Origin of the sequence: Spirulina sp. CCY15215 (assembly GCF_016888125.1) — a bacterium.
Classification (GTDB): Bacteria; Cyanobacteriota; Cyanobacteriia; order Cyanobacteriales; family Spirulinaceae; genus CCY15215.
On record NZ_JACSWA010000528.1, the window covers coordinates 1 to 22,244 of the forward strand.

Below are 22,244 nucleotides of genomic sequence, written 5' to 3' on the forward strand. Positions count from 1 at the left end.
AATACAAAAGCACCCTAATTAAACAACTCCAAGGCGGTAGCGAAACTAATATAAAGCCGTCCTATAAGGACGGGGTTTCTACCCAATTTTTCGATGATAAAAATTGTTTCTTTTTCGAGAAAATCTTGGAAAATTGCTCAAAATTCTAGAGAAGAACAACCTCCAGATCGATCTGAGTCTCAGCCTCGCACCCTTGCTAATTCTACTAATAATTACTTGGGTTTAGTCTTCTTGTCTATTTTTCTCTTTCTCTTCCTGATTTTTTTATTACTGAAACGAAAAACAAAAGAGATTCGCCTCTCAATTTTTGCCACTTTTTTACTTGCTTCTTTATTAACTGTTTATACTTCAGTCCAAATAACAACTAAATTTCTAGTCGGAGATGAAAAAGATAGCAAGAGAGAGGAAATTACCGCCAAGGATGAAACAATTGTAAGTCAAACAAGAAAGAATAAGGTTGGCGATCGCAAACCTAAAGATAAAACGAAGGATAATCCAGAAAAATCAAAAATAGAGTCAAAATCAAACAATTCTGATGAATCAGAAAATAACTCGGAAAATAACAATGTTCAATCAAGAAAATTGAACAATGGGAACAATAAAAAAACAGAATCTAATCGCGAAGAGGGCAATATTTCACAAGAAGCTAACACGACAAATTCAGCCAATAATGTACCCAATACCTCTCGTTCTTCCCTATCCCAACCCACCAATTTAGAACAATCTCCAAAACCAGAAAATAGAACAACATCTAATCAAAATAAAAGAAACTCAGACAATAATACAACACGACAGCGCAATCTCTCTTCAGCAAATCAACAGACTCCCATAAATCGAGGAAATCGAGGAAATAATTCTCGCGATCGCAATAATAATGCCATAAATCAAGGAAGAAGTTCTCGCGATCGCACTAATTCTTCCCCTGGACAAACTTCCTTATTTAGACCAATATTTATCAAACTTGGCGATCGCGGTTCTGATGTTATTCTCTTGCAAACAATACTCAAAGAATTAGGTTACTATACCTTTAATATTGATGGTTATTATGGATTATCTACAGAACTTGCTGTCAGGAACTTTCAACAACAAAATAATCTCCTTGTCGATGGTGTTGTCGGTTTCAGCACTTGCAATATTCTCAATGCAAAAACTACAAATACTGAAATGAAATGCTCCTATTAATAGTTGATAGTTGATAGTTGATAGGTAAGTAGTTGATAGTTGATAGTTGATAGTTGATAGTTGATAGGTAAGTAGTTGATAGTTGATAGGTAAGTAGTTGATAGGTAAGTAGTTGATAGTTGATAGGTAAGTAGTTGATAGTTGATAGGTAAGTAGTTGATAGGTAAGTAGTTGATAGTTGATAGTTGATAGGTAAGTAGTTGATAGTTGATAGGTAAGTAGTTGATAGTTGATAAATAATTATAAAAGAACTAGAACTTCTCAACCATAACTCTATTTCTGCCTTGTTCCTTTGCTTCGTATAATGCTAAATCTGCTACACCTATTAACGCTTCTGGTGAAAATTCCTCAGAAGGAATTGTAGTGACAACACCCAAACTTAAGGTGACATAACTTCCTTCCAAGGATCGCGCATGGGGAATCTTCAAACCTTCTACTGCTTCGCGAATACTTTCCGCAATTTCTAAAGCCTTATCTATCTCAGTCTCAGGTAAAATTGCGGCAAATTCCTCTCCACCATAACGCGCGATCATATACTCTACACCCGCTATTTCTCCTTCCTTGAGAACCTTCTCGATCGCCTTTGCTACCCGTTTCAAACACCCATCTCCCGCTAAATGACCGTAACAATCATTATAGCGCTTAAAATGATCCACATCGCATAAAATTAAAGAAAGAAATCCTTTTTTTGCCATCAAATTTTGCCAAACATTAGCAATTTCTGTATTAAAATAACGTCGGTTAGCCACATGAGTTAAACCATCAAGAAGAGCCAAGCGTTTTAATTCCTCATTGGCATCTTGTAAAGCCAGTTCTGCACGCACGCGATCGGTAATATCATTAGAGAGAGAAAGCAGACATTCCTGACCGTGAATTGTAATAATTTCTGCGGAAAGTAACGCTGTCCGAATTGCCCCAGATTTCGTGCGAAACTGAAATTCATAGTTGCGAATAACCCCATACATCGTTAAATGCTTGAATAAGTCAATTCGCAAATCAGTTTGAACCCATAAATTCAAATCTTTGGCTGTGTGTCCAATAACCTCATCGCGAGAATATCCTGTCACCTTACAGAAAGTTTCATTCGCATCAATATGATTGCCATCACTCAATTTAGTAATTGTAATCGAGTTAGGATTAGACCGAAACGCTTTCGCAAACTTTTCTTCTGAAAGGCGTAATTCTCTTTCAATACGCTGACGTTCGCAAATTTCTTCCGCTAAGAGCGCATTCTGCATCATCAAGAGCTTTAAAGCATTGCGAATGCTCAATTGATTTTCAATGCGAGCCAGAACTTCCGCATCGTGAAAAGGCTTAGTAATATAGTCCCTTCCTCCTATAGAAAAGGCTTTCACTTTATCCAAAACATGGTCGAGATTGCTAATAAATACAACTGGAATTTCTTGAGTGTTGTAATTCGCTTTGAGTTTTTGGCATAAATCGTAACCATTCAGATCTGGAAGATCGATATCGAGCAAAATCAAATCCAGTTCCGATCGCGCTACTTCTGCCAAGGCTTGTGTCCCCTGCTGTACAATTTTTACGCGATATCCCTGTTGTGTCAAAAGCACTGCCAGGCGATCGGCATCGTCAAGGCAATTATCGACAATTAAAATACTTTGAGTTGATGCACTAAAGTCAGGATTCATGGACAATAGACCCTAATGGGGAGAAAAATTTACTATCCATCTAAACTCTATAATTTTAAGTACAGCTATTGCAATCGTAAAAATACTTTGTTGAAAGTATTTGATTGAAAAAAATTTTGCTGAAATCATCCGGAAACCGGAATTAAAACCAGAAATAAGAAATTGAGAACGGGGCAACCCGGACAGTTAGCAGCTTGGTTAAATCACAAAGTGTATTACTCACCTGTCGGACAAATCCTCAAACATCGTTACGAGATTCTCCAGCTTTTAAACTCTGGCTCCCTCGGACACACCTATCTGGCTCGAGACCTTGCCCAGCCTTCCCGCCCTCGATGCGCGGTTAAATACTATCCTGGCGATCGCGAATCACCCAACCTCCTCAAAACCAGTCGGCGTATTTTCGTCACCGAAGCTGAAACCCTCAAAAAATTGGGATATCACGCCCAAATTCCGCGCTTTCTGGATTGTTTTGAGGAAAATCAAGGGCTTTATTTAGTACAAGAACTGATTATCGGTCATATCCTCAATACTGAATTAGCGCTTCTCGATCGCGAAGTTTCCCAACTGACCCAAAAAGATGAATCTGGCGAACGAGAAGCGAAAGTCATTTATTTTTTACGAGATATTCTCGGGGTTTTAGACTTCATCCATGCCCAGGGAGTCATTCACTGCGACCTCAAACCCAACAATATTTTGCGACGTGCTAAAGATGGTAAATTAATTCTCATTGATTTTGGGGCAGCGCAACCCGTCCATCGTCAGCTTGTCAATAATAGTATGGGACTATCCTCAACCGTTGCCGTGAGTCCCTCGGGCTATCTCGCCCCCGAACAACTCATCGGGCAACCCCAACCCGCCAGCGATCTTTATGCCGCCGGGATCGTAGCTATTCAGATGCTAACAGGATTAGACCCCGCCAAGTTGCAACTCGACCTCGCCAGTAACGAAATTAAATGGCAGCGCTTGGCCAAAAACTCCTATAGCCCAGAACTAGGAGAAATCTTAAACCAGATGACCCGCTACCACTTGCGCGATCGCTATATTAGCGCCAGAGAAGTCCTAGCAGAACTCGATCCCTTACTGCCATCGGCACGTCATTCCCTCCTAGAAGCAAGTAGTCATTATCTCGATAATTCCGGCTTACAGAAAAAGAGTCCGCAGGAAACCTCCATTTTTCCTCCAGCTCGGGTTTCCTCCAAATTTATTCAAAAACCGACCCTTTCTGAATTTGAAGATTGGTGCGATCGCCTTACACCCGAGCTAGACGCGCCTCAAGAGCAAGTCGAAGCTGATGTCGAACTGCCCTACAACTCAATTACTCCAGTATATTCGTTAGTTCCCCTTGCCAAAGTCTCCCATCGTTCTCTCAATCCTTCTTTAATGAGAACTCTGATGAGAATGGGGATTCTTGCGGCTCTTGTGAATACCTTTGCCATTGCCCTCGGACTGTACACCCTTGCCGACAGCAGCGCCAAAGATCCAGGAGAGACTCGCTTTGCGAAAGCACAACGTCACCTGCAGCAAGGCAACCTTGAAGACGCGATCGCCCTCGCCCGCACCGTTCCTCCCGATAGCCCCGTCTACGAACAATCCCAACTGGCGATCGCCCAATGGCAGCAAGATTGGAGTAGGGCTTCTCTGCACTTTAATGCAGCCAAAGAAGCCTTTGCCCAGCAGAATTGGCAAATAACAGTCAGTGAAGCTGCTTTAGTTCCCGCGATCGAATACTGGCAAAAGCAACTTGATCCTCTCCTGAAGGAAGCAACTCCCCAAGCGGAACAAGAAGCCAAAAGGCTCTTAAAACAAGCCTTTGAGCGAGCCGAGGAAAAAGACTTTACCACCGCCTTAATCCATTTAGAAAATATTTCCCCCCATACAACCATTGGCAAAAAGGTGCAACCCAAACTGAAGGAATATAGCCAAAAACAGCGCATTCGTGCCATGTTCCTCCTGCAACGCGCCTATGACCTCGCCGCCGATCGCCAATTTACAGAAGCGATCGAATTTCTGCAAGTGATTCCCCCCAATACTCCCGCCGGGGCGATCGCCAAAGAAAAACAAATTGAATATAGCCAAAAACAAAAAATTCGCCAGCAAACCGTGGGGACAAAATTAGACGATCCTTCTGCACCGATCGCCAAACAGTCCACCTCATCGCTTTTTGCTTTTAACCCTGGCGATCGGTTACAAGAAATTGCCTTGGGTTTCGGTTAAATATCCTATCTCAACGCGCCAGATGACTCATGGCATCAATAGGCGATCGTGAGTTATCTTAGAATTATCAATAACAGGACTTACCCTCCATAGCAAAAGAATATAGGAGTGGGAGCGTTTCACTCCCTAACTGCGTAAGTCCTCAATAAAGTCAATGGAACTCTAAAACACTAATTGTCATCATAGAGAAACAATCACCTTGAATGTCTCTCAGTCGGAGAAGGATTAAAATGAGTTTTCGCAAACAACTTCAATCTCTCGGAATTTTATCAACCTTACTGGGTACAAGTCTGCTTGTCTATCCCCCATCCAGTCAAGCAATCCCGGAATTTCTCGTTAGTGTTGATTTTCCCCAAAGCGCCCCTTCAGGAGGGGGAACCTTAAGCCGTACCTACGGTGGAGGCTCTCGCACTGGAGCAACCTCCTGTCTCGAAGAAGGGGACAATGTAGAACCGCTAACGGCTCTCATTCCCGAAGATACGTTGGTGAAAACAGCCGATTCTGAGCCAACATTATATGTCTATGTCCCGAAAACAGTGTCATCAGAAGAGATTTCCGCCACGGTGGTGATTTTAACCCCTGGTCAACCGCGTCAATTGCCCGAAGAAGTTTATGTGGGCAAAACGCTCCTTCCCGATGCCTTAAACGAAGGAGGCGGCATTGTTCGTTATAAATTAGAGGGTGCAGATTTAAAAGCCGGTGAAACCTACACTTGGTCATTTTCTATCCACTGCGATCCCACCAAGTATGACCTCGATCGCTATGTCCGAGGTGTATTTGAACGGACAGAGGATTTAGAACCCCTCCCGGCTAATCTTGATAATATGAATGCTACATCCCTGATTGCTAAAGCAAATGAATATGCCGCCGGTGCTATCTGGAATGAAACTGTGAATTTAGCAGCAAAACTGCGAAGTTTGGATACAGGAGAATGGGCAGGGTTACTCAAATCTGTTAATTTGCCTCAATTTGAATCAATTCCCTTTGTTTCATGTCAAAATAGCGAGTATTGTGTTCCTGAACCAGAAGACTTGGAGTTTTAATGGGCAAAGATAAACAATCTTTTCGGCACTGGGCGTGGCAATGGCGAGGCGTGTGGATAACAACGCCAACTATTGCTGCGCTTGTGATTCTCCTGCGTATTTCTGGGCTACTACAAGGGTGGGAATGGGCGGTTTACGATCAGTTTTTACGCTTGCGTCCCCAAGAAGAGCAAGACGATCGCATTGTCATTGTTGGTTTAACTGAGGAAGATTATCGCAAGCAAGAAAAGTTAGTCTTCCCCGATGCCATCTACGCAGAATTGCTCGAAAAACTCTCAGCGCAAAAACCGAGGGCGATCGGCTTAGATATTTATCGCAGTCAGCCCGTTGAACCTGGTAGCGATGAATTGGTGCGGGTTTTTAATTCAACACCCAACCTAATTGGCATTCAAAAAGTTTCGGGGGATAATGAACGAGAAACCGTCGATCCCCCCCCCGCATTAAAGGCTAAAGGACAAGTGGGAGCCAATGATAATATCCTCGATGCTGATAATAAAGTGCGTCGAGGTTTGCTCACGGTTGCCAATGCGGAAACCCCCGACCAAGCAATTCCCAGTTTTGCGATGTATGTTGCTGCGCTTTATTTAGATCAAGAGGGGATTAAATTAGAAATTGCTGAAGGGACGGATAATTGGTGGAAATTTGGCGATACAGTCTTTCCCGACCTCGATGCTAATGAAGGGGGATACATTCGCACGGAAACTGGCGATTATCAAATTATCCTCAATTATCGCAGTTCTTCCTCCGCCTTCGAGCAAGTTTCTCTAACAGACGTTCTCGAAAATAAGATACCTTCAGATTGGGCTCGCGATCGCATTGTTCTGATTGGGGCAGTGGGAGAGAGTGCCAATGATGCCTTTTTTACCCCCTACAGTACAGGATTGATCGGTCTACCCCAGGCGATGCCTGGGGTGGAAATTCACGGTCATCTCACCAGTCAAATTCTCAGCGCTGTCCTCGATAATCGCGCCCTAATGCGAACCTGGCCCGAACCTTTGGAATGGCTCTGGATTTTGCTCTGGTCGGCGATCGGTGCTTCTATTTCCTGGGCGATGCGGCACGTGGGGGGAGATAATCACCTACAGGCAATGAAACGAGGGGTTTCGACGGCGATCGCGATGGGAATATTAATGGGAGGCACCTATTGGGCTTTAGTGGGGGGATGGTGGATTCCCGTGGTTCCTCCCCTCTTAGCTTTGGCGGCATCGACGGTGGTTATTCTCGCTTATATTGCGCGATCGGCGGGAGATATTCGCAAAACCTTCGGACGCTACCTAACTGATGAAGTCGTAGCCAATCTCCTCGAAAATCCTGAAGGATTGAAGATGGGGGGAGAACGCCGCAAAATTACCATCTTAACCTCGGATTTGCGCGGTTTTACGGCACTTTCCGAACGCTTGCCTCCGGAACAGGTTGTCAAAATTCTTAACTTATATTTAGGCTATATGGCCGATGTCATCACCCACTATCAAGGCACAATCGATGAGTTTATGGGGGATGGCATTCTCGTTCTTTTTGGTGCGCCCACAGTACGAGAAGATGATTCTCGTCGCGCGATCGCCTGTGCGATCGCCATGCAGCAAGCGATGGTGGCAGTTAATAGCCAAATTCGAGAATGGGACTTACCCGACCTAGAAATGGGCATTGGTATCAATACAGGGGAAGTGGTCGTGGGCAATATTGGCTCAGAAAAACGCACGAAATATGGTATTGTTGGTTCTCAAGTCAATTTAACCTATCGCATTGAATCCTATACGACGGGGGGACAAATCCTTGTCTCGGAAACGACCCTCAAAGAAGCTGGGGAGGAGATTCGCGTTGACGGCCAAAAAGAAGTTTCTCCCAAAGGCGTAACTAAACCCATTACCATCTACGAGATCGGGGGAATTGGTGGGGAATATCAACTATTCCTGACTCAAGAAGAGGAAATATTCTTCACTTTAACTCACCCCTTACTGTTGCAATATACGGTACTCGATGGCAAACATATCGGTGTAGAAGCGATACAGGCGAAATTGCTCCGTCTCTCGAATAAAGGGGGTGAAATTGAAATTTTAGATCGGGGTGAAGGAGAAAAACCGACAGGATTACAAAATATAAAATTAAATTTTCTTAATATTGAGTCAGCCAATGCCAATGAAGCAACAACAAGCGAGGATGTTTATGCAAAAGTTATGGAAAAAGAGGGTAAAAAAGATAATTTTTATGTTAAATTTACGGCAAAACCCCCTAAAATAAGTCAAAAGTTACAGGAAATTTATCAGGCTCTGGAAGAATAAATTTAGGTTTATGCAGAGTGAATGATTTTGACTTCCTTTCATTCTGCATCTTTTATTCTGCATCTTTTATTCTGCATCTTTTAAATACAAACATTAACAGCAAGAGCGATGAAGTTGTTATTTTTGGGTTCGGGTTCGGCTTTTACGGTAGGGGCAAATAATTACCAATCTAATATGCTCTTAATGGACGAGAGTGGCCGCAAACTTTTAATTGACTGCGGTTCAGATATTCGTTTTTCCCTTCACGATCGCGGCTATTCTTATCAAGATATTACCGATGTTTACATCAGTCATTTGCACGCGGATCACGTTGGCGGCATGGAGTTTATTGGGCTAACAACATTTTTCGATCCTCGTTGTCCCAAGCCCAATTTATATGTTAGCAAGGATGTCGCGGCGGAGTTATGGGATAGGTGTTTGGCGGGGGGGATGCAATCAATTGGCAACGAGTTGGCAGATATCGATACTTTTTTTAACGTGCATAAGGTGGGTCGTAACGAACATTTTATTTGGAATGATCTTAAAATTTCTTTAGTGCGGGTTGTTCATATTGATAATGGTTATTCTTTGATGCCCAGCTATGGCATCTTTTTTGCTCTAGGTGGACAAAAAATTTTTATTACTACAGATACCCAAATTGCCCTCGATACGACTCAAGAATATTATGAAAACGCAGATATTATTTTTCACGATTGCGAAACATCCCGATTTCCCAGTTCCGTACACGCCCACTATCGAGAATTAGTCAATTTACCGGAACGATGGAAAAATAAAATGTGGTTGTATGGCTATCAACCGGGTCATCTCCCCGACGCAAAATCTGCTGGATTTCTGGGTTTTGTCCAACGAGGAGATATTTTTGAATTCTACAATCGTGTTCCAAACCCAGCTATTAGTTCGACAATTGACCGATAGGGCAAGTTAAAACATATTTCTCGCTTAGAAGAACTTTTTTGCCATGCCCTTAAAATTCTATCATTGGAAAGAACATTTACGATCTGCTCTCGAACCCTTACAACACGGTTTTGCGATCGGTTTAGAAACGGGGGATTTTTCCTATAGCGGTTATTGCAATCAAGGCTATTGTCTGCGGCTTTTTCTAACAGGAATTGAACTCACTGAAGCAGAACGAGAAATCCAAAGTCACAGCGAAATGCTGGAACGCATCGGACAGCAAACCGCCCTCAATTACAATAGACCCTATTGGCAAGCTGTTGTCAATCTACAGGGAAAATCCTCTCAACCCGATCTAACTCTCTTTATGTTAAAACGGGAATAATACTTTTTCCCTCTCAATCTAACATTTCATGGTTTCTCTTGATGGATACGAGGATTTTCTTCAAATTCATGATAGCGACAACTCACAAGTTTATCGCGCTAGAAGAATTGGTGATACGGCTACCGATCGCCAACCTGTCATTTTGAAATTTCTCAGTCGAGATTATCCCACCTCAGAGCAGATTCGCCGCTACAAACAAGAATATCATCTAACCTCCCAGTTAGACGCTCCTGGTATTATTAGAGCCTATCGCTTGGAAGAATGGCAAAGAAGCTATGTAATTGTTTTAGAAGACTTTGGAGGAACTGCCCTCAAACAGTGGCTGCAACAGCGAGAGAAACTCTCTCTAGAAGAATTTTTAGCCCTGGCGATCGCCACCACTGAAAGTTTAGGACAGATTCACGCTCAAAATATTATTCACAAAGATATTAATCCTGCTAATATTATTTTTAATCCCGATACTCAAACACTCAAAATTATTGATTTTGGTATCGCCACCCAACTGAGTCGAGAAAACCCTATTCTGAAAAATCCCCAAGTTTTAGAAGGAACATTGGCTTATATATCTCCAGAACAAACCGGAAGAATGAATCGAGGTTTAGATTATCGCACAGATTTTTATTCTTTAGGAATAACATTTTACGAACTGTTAACGGGAAAATTGCCTTTTATGACTGAAGATGCCCTGGAATTAGTCCATTGTCATCTTGCAAAAACACCGCGATCGCCGTCAGAAATAGACTCATCAATTCCCGCGATCGTTTCTGATATTGTGATGAAGTTGGTCGCTAAAAATGCTGAAGATCGCTATCAAAGTACCTGGGGATTAAAAGCAGATTTAGAAGCCTGTTACAGGCAATTAGAAAAAACAGGAACCATTTCGACTTTTCCTTTAGGTCAAGAAGATATTAGCGATCGCTTCCAAATTCCCCAAAAACTCTATGGACGAGACCAGGAAATTGCGACATTACTCGCCGCTTATGAACGAGTTGCCAATCTGGGAAACGTTGAATTGATGTTAGTAGCGGGCTATTCTGGCATCGGTAAATCAGCATTGGTGCAAGAACTTTATAAACCCATTACTGCACGCCGAGGTTATTTTATTGCTGGGAAATTTGACCAATTTCAACGCAATATTCCCTATTCTGCTATTGTAGCAGCATTTCGCGGATTAATTGGACAATTATTAGGAGAAAGCCAGCAACAATTACAAGAATGGCGAGAAAAATTGTTGCAAGTATTGGGAAATAATGGACAAATTATCATCGATGTGATTCCAGAAGTTGAACTCATTATTGGCAAACAACCTCCAGTTCCCTTATTAGGTGCAAATGAATCCCAAAATCGATTTAATCTGGCGATCGGCAATTTTATCCGTGTTTTTTGCCATCAAGAACACCCATTAACTCTCTTTGTGGATGATTTACAATGGGCAGATTCAGCAACTTTACAATTGATGGAGCGGTTATTAACAGATAGTCAAACCAAATCCCTCTTATTTTTGGGTGCCTATCGTAATAATGAAGTTTCTGTCAGTCATCCCCTGATACTCTCCCTAGAAAAATTAGGGAAAAATAACGCTGTTATTAATCAAATTACTTTAAACTCATTATCTCTCAATGAGATGGGTTATTTGGTCAGCGATACCCTGCAACAAACCCCAGAAAAGGTTCGGAATCTAGTACAATTAATTCAAGATAAAACCGGGGGAAATCCTTTCTTTGTCAATGAATTTTTACAGGCATTGCATGAAGAAAATTTGCTTCACTTCCATCCTCAAACCAGAAATTGGCAATGGGATATAGAAGCGATCGCCGCACGAGAATTCACCGATAATGTCGTTGAATTGATGGTGGAAAAACTGCAACAATTACCAAGACTCAGCCAAGAAACTTTATCTCTTGCCGCTTGTTTAGGGGCAGAATTTGACTTAAAACGACTCACGTGGATTGAAGAAAAAGACTCACAAGAGATTTTTTCCGCTTTGAAAATTGCCCTCGATCGCCGCTTTATTGTTTCGCGATCGGAACTGGATGAAAATCTCCTCATTCAGTCCTATAAATTCGCTCACGATCGCATTCAGCAAGCCGCTTATACTCTCATTCCAGAAGCAGAAAGAGCCAAAAAGCACGTGGCCATCGGACGCATTCTGGTTGCCAAAACTTCAGCCAGCGAACAAGAAGAAAAACTCTTTGATATTGTCGATCAACTCAATCAAGGGATTGAGATTTTAAGTGATTCTGAAGAAAGAGAAACCATCGCCCGCTTGAACTTAAAAGCTGGATGTAAAGCGAGAGAAGCCAATGCTTATGGGGCGGCGATCGCTTACTTTGAAGCAGGAATATTGCTATTAAATGCAAACTGTTGGCAAAATCAATACAACTTAACCCTCAACCTGTATCAAGAAGCAGCTAAAGCCGCTTATCTCAACGCAGAGATCGATCGCATGGAAGCATGGGCAGAAATAATCGTCAAAGAAGCCAAAAGCCCCCTAGATCGCAGCGAATTGGGGAAAATCAAACTGGATGCTTATACCAACCAAGGCCGCAATGACGAAGCCCTCGCTGTGGGTTTAGAGATTCTCTCCTCCCTGGGGATCGAATTTCCTCAAGAGGTGTCTCGGGCCGATTTTCTCCCAGCTTTAACAAAAATTAAAACTCTCATCGGCGATCGCCAACCTCAAGACATAGCTCACTTAAAGCAATTGCAAGAGCCGATTGTCGCGGAGGCTTTAGCCATTTTAATTAAAGTCGCCCCCGTGACCTATTTAGCCGCCCCAGCCTTATTTCCCCTCACCGTTTTCAAACAAATTGAACTCTCAATCACCTATGGGAATACGTCTGCCTCCGCTTTTGGCTATTCAACTTACGGCATGATTCTTTGTGGCATTCTGGGGGAATTTGACCTTGGTTATGAATATGGTCAATTAGCTTTAAATGTCCTCTCCCAATTTAACGACCGACAATTTAAAGCCGCGATTTGGATGGTGGTTTATCGCTTTATTAATCATTGGAAAATCCACTTTCGGGAAGCCATTGAACCCTTACAAGAAGCCTTTCTTGTGGGCTTAGAAACAGGAGATTTTTCCTACGGTGGTTATTGTGGCCACGGTTATTGTCTTCGCCTTTATTTAACCGGGAGAGAACTTTCTGAGACTCAGATAGAAATAGAACGTCACCATGAAATGTTAACAGCGATCGGTCAAAAAAACGCATCAGATTATACTTTACCCTATTGGCAAGCTGTTTTAAATTTGCGAGGAGAATCTGATTCTCCCCATCGATTAGTTGGAAAAGCAATGGATGAGGAATCCTTGATTTCCTATTATCAGAAAAATAAAAACGGCAGTGGACTATGGTTAGCTTATACTACTCAAGCAACACTTTGTTACTTATTTGCAGAATTTGAAGAATCTCTGAATGCCAGTACCTTAGCAAAACAATATTTAACTTCTGCAACCAGTCATCCGATTATTCCTCTCTGGTATTTTTATAATTCTTTAGCACAATTGGCCAGTTATTCCTTATCAGTTACCCCTTCCCAATCTTTCCCCAATAGTGATGACGAATCATTCCTCGCGAGAATCCGAGAAAATCAAGAAAAAATGCAATCTTGGGCGAATTCTGCCCCCACAAATTATTTGCATAAATTTTATCTGGTGGAAGCGGAATATTATCGCGCGATCGATGAAAAAGCGAAAGCTATTGAATTTTATAATTTGGCGATCGCCACAGCAAAAGAGAATGAATATATTCAAGAAGAAGCCCTTGCCAACGAACTCACTGCCAAGTTTTATCTAAACTGGAATCAAGAAAAAGTAGCCCGTCTTTACATGATGGAGGCACATTACTGTTATTCTCGCTGGGGAGCAACCGCCAAGGTCAAACAATTAGAAGAAAATTATCCGCAATTGTGTCAATCCTCAGCCTCAAAAACGCCCTCTTTGACAATATTTGATACTCGTACAACGAGTAATTCGACGGATACTGCTGTTTTAGATTTAGCTGCAGTTATGAAGTCCACTAATGCAATTTCCAGCGAAATTGTTCTGGAAAAATTGCTGGCAGCTTTAATGGATATTCTCATCGAAAATGCTGGAGCCGGGCGAGGACTTTTAATTCTTCCTCACGGCGATAATTTATTGATTGAAGCCATCAAAGAAGAAGATAATAAGGATATTTCTGTCTTGCAATCCTGTCCCATTGAAACATTTGAAAAACTGTCCTTAAAAATTGTTTATTATGTCGCCCGCACTCGTGAAACCGTTGTTTTAAACAATGCCACGATTGAAGGTAATTTTACCGATGATGACTATATTCAAGAGTATAAATGTCAATCGATCGCCTGCACTCCTTTAATTAATCAAGGTAAACTTCAAGGTATTATCTATCTCGAAAATAACCTAACTACAGGTGCTTTTACCCGAGAGCGTATGTCACTCTTGCGAACTCTTGCTACTCAAGCGGCAATTTCTTTGGAAAATGCCCAACTGTATAATAATATTACAACTTTAAATGCCGCCTACGAACGTTTTATTCCTTCTCAATTTCTTAGTTTTTTGGAAAAAGAGAGTATTGTCGATGTACAACTTGGCGATCAAGTCGAACGAGAAATGACCGTTTTATTCTCTGATATCCGGAATTTTACGACTATTTCTGAACAGATGACTCCATCAGAAAACTTTGCTTTTATTAACGAGTATCTCGGTTATATGGAGCCGCAAATGCAAAAATATGGCGGATTTATTGATAAATATATTGGCGATGCAATTATGGCATTATTTCCTAATTCTGCGGATGATGCTGTGAAAGGAGCGATCGCCATGTTGGAAGAGTTGAAAAAATACAATCAAACCCGACAAGCCAAAAATCTAATGCCAATTCGTATCGGCATTGGTTTACATACGGGACAATTGATGTTAGGAACAGTGGGAGGAATGGGTCGCATGGATGGGACGGCGATCGGGGATGCGGTAAACTTATCCTCACGGGTAGAAGGATTAACCAAAAGCTATGGGGTTTCTTGTTTAATTACTCATAAAACTCTAGCAGGTTTAAATAATCCCTTAGAATACGATTTACGTTTTATCGAACAAGTTAAAGCAAAAGGAAAAGATAAATCCGTGGGTTTATTTGAGGTTTTTTCTGCGGATTCTCCCGAACTTCATGCCGCGAAACAAGCAACTAAAGATAAATTTGAAAGAGCGGTAATGCTGTTTCATCAGCGATCGTTTCCTCAAGCTGCAAGTTTATTTAAAGAATGCTTGCAATATCACGAAGGCGATCGCCCAGCCCGCAATTATCTCGATCGCTGTCATGAGCATATTTCCCAATGGGTCAGAGGACAAGAAAAAGTTTGAATGTCTCACTAACATCGCCGTATAAATTACAATAAAAATCTTATAACAAGACTTGTGCATTTACGGGAATTTCAATCGTAAATTCCGTTCCTTCACCAAGAACAGAACTACATTTTAATGTTCCTTTATGTTTTTCAGTAACAATTTGATAACCAATAGATAAACCCATTCCCGTGCCTTTGCCAACTGGTTTAGTGGTAAAAAATGGGTCGAACATCTTCCGTTTAATAGTTTCGCTCATGCCAATTCCATTATCACGAATGCGAATAAAAATTGTGCCTTGTTTTTGATATTCTGTTATCACAGTAATGCTATGAGAATTATTATTGAAAGAGTCTAGTAATTGTTTTTTATCTTTCTCTCTCCTTTGCTTTTTCTCTTCGATCGCATCAATTCCGTTCGCAATTAAATTCATAAAAACTTGATTAAGTTGTCCGGCATAACACGCTATTTGAGGGATATTGCCATATTTCTTAATAACTTCAATCTCATGCAAACGATGTTTTAACATTGAGAAAGTGCTATCTAATCCTTCATGGATATCAACTGTCTTAAATTCTGATTCGTCAAAACGAGAAAAAAGTCGTAGACTTTTCACAATCTCGCGAATTCGTTCCGCACCATATTTTATAGAATCAAGAATTTTAGGGAAATCTTCAAATATAAAATCTAGTTCTTTTTCTTGAATAATCTCTTCCAGTTCTGGTGCGATTGAATGACAATTATCTCGATAAATCTCAACAATTTCTAATAAATCTTCTGCATAATTTTTCACATGAGCAACATTTCCATAAATAAAGTTAACAGGATTATTGATTTCGTGAGCAATTCCAGCTACAAACTGCCCCAAGCTGGACATTTTTTCATTTTGGATCAGTTGTGCTTGAGTACTTCTAAGTTTCTTCAATGTTTTGTGTAATTCTAAGGCGCGATCGCTAGACTCTCGAGCCACTCGCTGACTCTGTTCGTAGAGTTCAATTTGTTGAAATGCAATGGTAATTTGATTGCTCAACATTTCTAGAATTTCTAAGTCTTTCTTAGTCAAACTGGGACGAACTAGGCTATCTTCTTTTTGATTCCCAACAAATAAAATGCGATCGAATTGATCGAATACGGCAAAAGGTAAAGCCATAAAATAGTAAACTTGAAAATCTTCTTTAACTGCTTCAAGGGGATTTATTTTTGTTTTACCATTGACAACTATGCCTTTTTTCTGGCTGGCAAGTTCTCTGAAGAACGGATGAACTAAACTGTTCTTGGATAAGTTTTCTGTATAGCCATAATGAGCAATTGGAACAAAACGACTCATTTGACTTTGATAAATAATAACGCGATCGAAGCCAATATCTTCAGCGAGGGATCTGACGACAATTTGATAAATTTTCTCAATATTATTGGTTGCAGAAATTTCTTGATTTAACTTTTGGAAGAGTTTGAGGGTTTCTTGCTTTTTCTTTTGTTTTTTATTCTCTTCCATTGCCTCTGCATCTAAGCGAAAGATGGTTTGGGTCAAAGCATCAATTTCTTGTTGTAAGCCTTGAACTTGGTCTTGGAGATGTTCTATTTCGGAGGTACATTCTCGCATTTTACCTAGCCTCAATCCCTACGAAAACGCCTGTATAATTATGAAAATGCTGTTCGTTTATAACGGGGGCAATTTCGCCAAATGAAAAGAATCCAATTAAATCGCGATCGCCATCTAAAGCCTCTAAAGCTATACTCACATCGGGTTCGGGATCGCCAAAAAGATGTTCACCACGACCAACACAATTAAAATAAAAGTATGCCGCGTTATCTGGAGATTGTAACTCATTGATAATTTCTTCTACCATGTTATAAGTGGCTGCAAGGACTTGCTTTTTATCACGACGAGTTATCCGAAAAACAGAACCAACGGGCATTTCTGTTCCCACAATCAAACTTTGTTCTTCTCGATCTGTTCTTAAAATTGCCCGCACCAGAATATCTTCCGAATAATCTTTTCCGGCAAAGGAAACTCCTAAACCAATTAAGTTTAAGCCAATTAAACTCATATCATTACTAAAGCGATCGAATTGTTTTTCCCCGAGAATTTCTCGCAGTTGTTCCAAGGCAGGTTTACCATCAATTTCATAGATGGTGTTTCCTTGCGATCGCGTTACAGTTTTGAGATTACCCAAGGGTTTAGAACCATGACTCACGCGAATTTTATAATCAAATTGTCCCGTTAAAAGAACCCCAGAAACTGTATTGCTCATTACAGAATCATTACAAAATTGATAGGTTTTTTCGTCACGGTAATCATTTCCGGCGGTTCCGCCCACAAAATCGAGAGGGTAGTCTAATTGCGTTTTAATTCCCTTGTATAACGCATCTGCATACATGGTAAAACCATCAGGAAATAAAAATAGGAGTTGATTATTGGTTGCCGTAATTTCCTCTTCTCCAGGCTTAGTACTAGTAGTATCGCGAATAAATTGACCGATTTTTTCTCCCGCTTTGTGAGGATTTTCGCCAAGATTAGGAATTATAAAAGGGTAAAAGTTAATGCGATCGCTACCTAACCCCATTAAAGCAACTGAGTGTAAAGATTCATCACAACCCAAATGGGTAATGCTTCCCGCACCCGAGCAGCCGCAGAGGGGAATATTCGGAGCGATCGCCCGAATTCCAGCCAATAATTGCTCAAAATCATGACCGACGGTGGCAAATAAAAACAAAAAATTGAGCGGGCGATCTTTGAATTCATGTTTGAATTTTTCTTGTATAACTCGGGCGCAGTATCCCCCTGCTTCCAAGGAATTTTCTAGTTGAGAATAAGCAACAGCTTTAGCTAGCACAATCTAAATTCCCTCTTGATACATTCATTTTCTAACATGAACAATTTTACTTGTCAACGGCAAAATAAGGGATAGGGGACTAGCCGTTTTTAAATGTACCTATTGTCACCTCCCCTAACCCCTGCTTTATTGTGCGTTATTGTAAATTTTTTAATTGCGGTAGCAAATTTTGAAAAGCATTACCCCGATGACTAATTTGGCGTTTAAGTTCTGAGGACATTTCGGCAAAGGTTTTTTGGTGTTGAGGAACATAGAAAATAGGATCGTAACCAAAACCTCCCGAGCCTCGAGGTGTGTAGAGAATTTCACCTGCACAGATTCCTTCTGAGGCGATCGCAATGCTACCATCGGGACGAGCGATCGCCACAACGCAGATAAAACGAGCATGACGATTTTCTCTATCTCCTAGCTCCTGTAACAGGCGATCTATGCGATGGCGATCGCTGCTACCATAACGAGCAGAATACAACCCTGGAGCGCCTCCAAGCGCCTCTACAGCTAACCCAGAGTCATCGGCGATCGCCCATTCTCCCAGTGCTTTAGCAATGCTGGTTGCTTTCAAACAAGCATTCTCTTCAAAAGTCGTTCCCGTCTCTTCAATATCCAATTCCTCGGGTTTTAATTTTAGTTTGACATTAACTCCTTGTAAATGTGCCTGCATTTCTCGCAACTTTCCGGGATTTCCTGTTGCTACAATCAAGGTTGTTGGTTGTTGTTTCTTCATTAATAATTTATCCTTTATTGCTAACTAATAACTAATCACTTATAACTCATAACTAATTATTTCCGTTCAGGATGATCGCTATCGGGTAAAAAGGCTCCAAGTTGATTGATTTTACCAATCATTTGAGAGAGGCGAGCCGCATCTTTTTGATTGAAGTCAAAAACCAAACGCGGTAAATGTTCTGTTCCATCTCCTCGCTCTCCTGGCAAAACACCACTTTTTTTAATGTGACCTCGCACCAATATATCGCTAAATTCACGATTGAGAAACTCCACCGATCCATCGGATAATTCTGAATTCAAACGCATCACAAATTGTTTGTCAACATAACGGCTGGAGTGATAAACTCGGAAAAAATCGCTGATAATTTTACAAGCAATATTTATATCGTCGGTAATGGTGTAAATATTTGGATCGTCTGGGCTAATTAGTCCTTCCTTCAATAAATGTTCGCGAATATGTTCGTCTAAAGAATTCCAATAATCGCTACCTGGTTCATTAATCAAAACAATAGGCGCAGGTCCATATTTTCCTGTTTGATAAAGCGTTAAACTTTCAAAGGCTTCATCGAGAGTACCAAAACCGCCTGGAAATAGTGCGATCGCATCGCTTTCTTTCAAGAAAAATAATTTGCGGGTAAAGAAATATTTAAAACTGATTAATTTAGCATCGCCGCGAATGAATTCATTAGACCCCTGCTCGAAGGGTAAATTAATATTTAAACCAAAAGAATGTTCTCGTCCAGCACCCTCATTCCCTGCTGCCATAATGCCATCTCCTGCCCCTGTAATCACCATAAATCCTTGTTGGGTAATCTGGCGGGCAAATTCCACTGCCATGCTATATACTTCGCGATCGCTCGGGGTTCTCGCAGAGCCGAATATGCTCACCTTCCGAACGTGACTATAAGGAGATAAAGTCGTAAACCCTCGTTCTAAATCTTCTAATGTCGCCGATAAAATCTTCCAGTCTAGGCGATCGACTTCTTCTCCACTTAAGCGCATTAAAACCGCCAATGCACGCTGAATGTATTTACCATGCTCGATCTGGGGAAGTTGTGCGATCAATTTCTCTAAGTTTTTAGACAAAGACTCGGATTCTAGATCGAAGGGAGATAATGCCATAAAAAGTTTAAACGCAGCAGTCTTCGATTCTAGCACGTTGAATGTTTGCTCCGATTGTTAATCTCTTGCGACTCAAAACAACAAAAACGCCAGAGTCTCAAAGAGACAGAGGCATTTTGTGAGAAAGAAGGAAATTAAGAAATGTAAAAGGCGATCGCGGTATTTACCCGATACAGATTATTCGAGATATTTCTCTAAAGTATTGGCCAGCGTTGTCTTAGGAACCGCGCCAACCACCATATCTACTCTTTGTCCGCCTTTAAAAATCATCAAGGTAGGAATACTGCGAATTCCGTACTGACTAGCAATGTCCGGGTTTTCGTCAGTGTTTAGTTTGACAACTTTAACTTGTCCTTCGTATTGAGTGGCGATTTCTTCAACAACGGGGGCCACCATTCGACATGGACCGCACCAAGGAGCCCAGAAATCTACGAGAACGGGAACGTTGCTTTCTAGGACTTCTTGTTTAAAAGTACTGTCTGAAACTTCTGCTGGCATAGGGTGAAATTCCTCTAGCTATCAAATATTTATACTATCCTAGGCGATCTTACCATAGTTGCAACTCCCAAGTAATTTCAGAAAAATAAAGGATCGAAAATGCAAGATCGATGGTTTCTCTAGGGGATTAATCTCAAACGCTGAAGGTGAAAATGCCTGATAAGAAAGCGCCCGAACGAAGTTCGGGCGGATTAGTGGTGTGAGGAGTGAACGGAAACATTCGTCTCCGCTTTCTCTATTGTAGGCTACTGCTTTGGTTTTTCCAGAGCATATTTAGGCAAAATGAAGATTTGTTGAATATTTCTCATCAATTCGTGATTTTACCGTCTATCTTGCCAGCTAAGGCGTTTGCGGAAATTTGGGGCGATCGCGACGGGCGATACATGACGGCTGCAAAACCGCCGGTATCATTCCGTCGGAAGGAAATTAAGTCCCCCTGAAAGGACATTCCCAGCACTTTCATCCCCGCTTTAACGCCGATGGAATTATCCCCCATCTCTTCTGTGGGAACAACTTGCAATTCTGTTAGTTCGGCTATGGAAACGTCTTTGAGGGCTTCCTGAATTTGCTCCATGATACTTTGTTGCAAATCGGGACTTTCTTTTAAGAGTTGTAAACTTGCATCAAAATAGGGGACATCGGCGATCGCCCCAGTAAACCCAAAAACAACTTCTAAGCTCCTGGGATGATAGAAAATGAAGAATTCTTGAGGATCGATACCCCCTTGGCGAAATTGGCTGCTGATGGTGAGGAGTTGTTGGGAAAGTTGGGCGGACAAGTTCGGGGGAAGTTCCTGAAAACCCGAGGGTAAATCCTCTAATTTTAAAAGACCTGGTTTGAATTGGGCGGTTTGACCCTCTTGATTTTCGGCAATTTGTACGGGAGGGTCAGCTTGCACGGGAACAGAAATACTGCCGCCCAAGATGGCGATCGCGCCGAACACGAGTAATATTTTTTTCATGATTTTATTGTTCATTGTTTCTTGATAATTGTTCTTTGTTGGCGCATAGCAAACCAAATCGAATCAACCCGCGCTGATATCCCCGACGCATTAAACCGAGAGAAAGGGCCGCTTGCAGAGTACCCCAACCCGAATTTAACAAACCCAGAAGGGAAGTCGCCTCAAAAGTGGAGTCGATAACTCTGTCCCAAAAAGGTGCAACGGCCATCGACCAATCATCGGTACGAATATTTTGCAATCCGCATTGCTTGGCGATCGCAGCATATTCGGGCAGGGAAATGACATAAGGCAAGCAATAAACGCGGTAAATTTCCTCTAGATGTCGTTTTTCGTCGGCGGTAAGTTCCCCGGCCAGAGAATTTAAGGGACGATGGCACCATGTCGCTAAAATAAAGGTGCCTCCCGGTTTCAAGACGCGGTAACACTCTTGCAGAAATTGCTTTTTATCCGGCATATGTTCCCCGCTTTCTAATGACCAAATCAGGTCGAAGGAATTGCTCTCAAAGGGGGTTTCTAAAGCATTGGCGACGTGAAATTCTGGTTTTGGGTTTAAATCGGCGGCTTCGGCTCTTTCTGTGGCTCGGTTAGCTTGTACGGGGCTAAGGGTAATTCCTGTAGCTTGGGCGTTATATTTTTGTGCTAAATAGAGGGTACTGCCTCCAATGCCGCAACCGACATCGAGAATATTTTGGGGGTGTTGAATATTGCCCCAGTTGAGTAATTCTTCGATTAATTCAATCTGTGCTTGTCGTCGATTGGTTCTATAATTGCCCGATCGCCCATAATATCCGTGGTGCATATGCTCGCCCCAAATCTCTTCCCAAAGTCCGCTTGAGGCATCATAAAACTGGGCTATTTGTTCGTTTAAAGTTGAAGAGGTCATAAATAAAAAGGACTTACGCATTTACCATAGCAAGAGAATACAGTAGTGGGAGCGTCTCGCTCCCTAGCTGCGTAAGTCCTAATAAAATTTTCTACCAAATTTATCCGAAATCGATGAGTCAGGATTTGTTGTTGGGTAAGATACCCCATACCCCATTCCCCGTTATCAACTATCCACTATCAAACTATCAAACTATCCACTACCAAACTATCAACTATCAAACTATCAAA

The 22,244-nt window shown here is 41.6% G+C and carries 15 protein-coding genes; 7 read left to right on the top strand and 8 right to left on the bottom strand.

The annotated features are described in order from the left end of the window. Positions 1-93 precede the first annotated feature (93 nt). Complete coding sequence (locus tag JUI58_RS18165) at positions 94-1,182, top strand: peptidoglycan-binding domain-containing protein (RefSeq protein WP_204105221.1); 1,089 nt, start codon at positions 94-96, stop codon at positions 1,180-1,182. A 251-nt stretch (positions 1,183-1,433) separates the two neighbouring features. Here JUI58_RS18165 and JUI58_RS18170 read toward each other — a convergent pair whose 3' ends face one another. Further along, positions 1,434-2,831, bottom strand: coding sequence for a diguanylate cyclase (locus tag JUI58_RS18170; RefSeq protein WP_204105222.1), 1,398 nt, complete (start codon positions 2,829-2,831; stop codon positions 1,434-1,436). A gap of 162 nt (positions 2,832-2,993) precedes the next feature. Here JUI58_RS18170 and JUI58_RS18175 point away from each other — a divergent pair, with 162 nt between their 5' ends. The 6 genes from JUI58_RS18175 to JUI58_RS18200 all read left to right on the top strand — a co-directional run bounded on the left by JUI58_RS18175 (position 2,994) and on the right by JUI58_RS18200 (position 15,005). Then, positions 2,994-5,045 carry a serine/threonine-protein kinase gene (locus tag JUI58_RS18175; RefSeq protein ID WP_204105223.1) on the top strand — a complete coding sequence of 684 codons (2,052 nt, stop codon included), beginning with the start codon at positions 2,994-2,996 and terminating at the stop codon, positions 5,043-5,045. Between the two features lie 230 nt (positions 5,046-5,275). Then, positions 5,276-6,088 carry a DUF928 domain-containing protein gene (locus JUI58_RS18180; RefSeq protein WP_204105224.1) on the top strand — a complete coding sequence of 271 codons (813 nt, stop codon included), beginning with the start codon at positions 5,276-5,278 and terminating at the stop codon, positions 6,086-6,088. Continuing rightward, positions 6,088-8,367, top strand: a complete 2,280-nt coding sequence (locus JUI58_RS18185) for an adenylate/guanylate cyclase domain-containing protein (protein ID WP_204105225.1) — start codon at positions 6,088-6,090, stop codon at positions 8,365-8,367. Before JUI58_RS18180 ends, JUI58_RS18185 begins: the two co-directional genes overlap by 1 nt. Positions 8,368-8,475: 108 nt before the next feature. After that, the gene (locus JUI58_RS18190) at positions 8,476-9,282 is read left to right on the top strand and encodes an MBL fold metallo-hydrolase (protein ID WP_204105226.1); all 807 of its coding nucleotides are present in this window, start codon (positions 8,476-8,478) and stop codon (positions 9,280-9,282) included. A gap of 43 nt (positions 9,283-9,325) precedes the next feature. Next, complete coding sequence (locus JUI58_RS18195; RefSeq protein ID WP_204105227.1) at positions 9,326-9,646, top strand: hypothetical protein; 321 nt, start codon at positions 9,326-9,328, stop codon at positions 9,644-9,646. Positions 9,647-9,674: 28 nt separating this feature from the next. After that, complete coding sequence (locus JUI58_RS18200) at positions 9,675-15,005, top strand: AAA family ATPase (RefSeq protein ID WP_204105228.1); 5,331 nt, start codon at positions 9,675-9,677, stop codon at positions 15,003-15,005. A gap of 40 nt (positions 15,006-15,045) precedes the next feature. Here JUI58_RS18200 and JUI58_RS18205 read toward each other — a convergent pair whose 3' ends face one another. The 7 genes from JUI58_RS18205 to JUI58_RS18235 form a co-directional block, all read right to left on the bottom strand. After that, the gene (locus JUI58_RS18205) at positions 15,046-16,590 is read right to left on the bottom strand and encodes an ATP-binding protein (RefSeq protein WP_204105229.1); all 1,545 of its coding nucleotides are present in this window, start codon (positions 16,588-16,590) and stop codon (positions 15,046-15,048) included. A 1-nt stretch (position 16,591) separates the two neighbouring features. Beyond that, positions 16,592-17,824, bottom strand: a complete 1,233-nt coding sequence (locus JUI58_RS18210; protein ID WP_204105230.1) for an FIST N-terminal domain-containing protein — start codon at positions 17,822-17,824, stop codon at positions 16,592-16,594. A 136-nt stretch (positions 17,825-17,960) separates the two neighbouring features. Then, positions 17,961-18,548, bottom strand: a complete 588-nt coding sequence (rdgB, locus tag JUI58_RS18215; protein WP_204105231.1) for an RdgB/HAM1 family non-canonical purine NTP pyrophosphatase — start codon at positions 18,546-18,548, stop codon at positions 17,961-17,963. A gap of 56 nt (positions 18,549-18,604) precedes the next feature. After that, positions 18,605-19,672 carry an LOG family protein gene (locus tag JUI58_RS18220; protein WP_204105243.1) on the bottom strand — a complete coding sequence of 356 codons (1,068 nt, stop codon included), beginning with the start codon at positions 19,670-19,672 and terminating at the stop codon, positions 18,605-18,607. A gap of 177 nt (positions 19,673-19,849) precedes the next feature. Continuing rightward, positions 19,850-20,170, bottom strand: coding sequence for a thioredoxin (gene trxA, locus JUI58_RS18225; protein ID WP_204105232.1), 321 nt, complete (start codon positions 20,168-20,170; stop codon positions 19,850-19,852). A 307-nt stretch (positions 20,171-20,477) separates the two neighbouring features. Next, positions 20,478-21,146 carry a hypothetical protein gene (locus JUI58_RS18230; RefSeq protein ID WP_204105233.1) on the bottom strand — a complete coding sequence of 223 codons (669 nt, stop codon included), beginning with the start codon at positions 21,144-21,146 and terminating at the stop codon, positions 20,478-20,480. Next, positions 21,136-22,014, bottom strand: coding sequence for a methyltransferase domain-containing protein (locus JUI58_RS18235; RefSeq protein WP_204105234.1), 879 nt, complete (start codon positions 22,012-22,014; stop codon positions 21,136-21,138). The genes JUI58_RS18230 and JUI58_RS18235 overlap by 11 nt, the downstream gene beginning before the upstream one ends. Between the last annotated feature and the right edge of the window lie 230 nt (positions 22,015-22,244).

What these genes read in the sequence shown, in the direction of transcription:
- JUI58_RS18170 (WP_204105222.1), bottom strand. Translation starts at nt 2,831, where the DNA reads ATGAATCCTGACTTTAGTGCATCAACTCAAAGTATTTTAATTGTCGAT.
- JUI58_RS18205 (WP_204105229.1), bottom strand. Translation starts at nt 16,590, where the DNA reads ATGCGAGAATGTACCTCCGAAATAGAACATCTCCAAGACCAAGTTCAA.
- JUI58_RS18190 (WP_204105226.1), top strand. Translation starts at nt 8,476, where the DNA reads ATGAAGTTGTTATTTTTGGGTTCGGGTTCGGCTTTTACGGTAGGGGCA.
- JUI58_RS18195 (WP_204105227.1), top strand. Translation starts at nt 9,326, where the DNA reads ATGCCCTTAAAATTCTATCATTGGAAAGAACATTTACGATCTGCTCTC.
- JUI58_RS18165 (WP_204105221.1), top strand. Translation starts at nt 94, where the DNA reads ATGATAAAAATTGTTTCTTTTTCGAGAAAATCTTGGAAAATTGCTCAA.
- rdgB (WP_204105231.1), bottom strand. Translation starts at nt 18,548, where the DNA reads ATGAAGAAACAACAACCAACAACCTTGATTGTAGCAACAGGAAATCCC.
- JUI58_RS18220 (WP_204105243.1), bottom strand. Translation starts at nt 19,672, where the DNA reads ATGGCATTATCTCCCTTCGATCTAGAATCCGAGTCTTTGTCTAAAAAC.
- JUI58_RS18235 (WP_204105234.1), bottom strand. Translation starts at nt 22,014, where the DNA reads ATGACCTCTTCAACTTTAAACGAACAAATAGCCCAGTTTTATGATGCC.
- JUI58_RS18185 (WP_204105225.1), top strand. Translation starts at nt 6,088, where the DNA reads ATGGGCAAAGATAAACAATCTTTTCGGCACTGGGCGTGGCAATGGCGA.
- trxA (WP_204105232.1), bottom strand. Translation starts at nt 20,170, where the DNA reads ATGCCAGCAGAAGTTTCAGACAGTACTTTTAAACAAGAAGTCCTAGAA.
- JUI58_RS18200 (WP_204105228.1), top strand. Translation starts at nt 9,675, where the DNA reads ATGGTTTCTCTTGATGGATACGAGGATTTTCTTCAAATTCATGATAGC.
- JUI58_RS18180 (WP_204105224.1), top strand. Translation starts at nt 5,276, where the DNA reads ATGAGTTTTCGCAAACAACTTCAATCTCTCGGAATTTTATCAACCTTA.
- JUI58_RS18230 (WP_204105233.1), bottom strand. Translation starts at nt 21,146, where the DNA reads ATGAACAATAAAATCATGAAAAAAATATTACTCGTGTTCGGCGCGATC.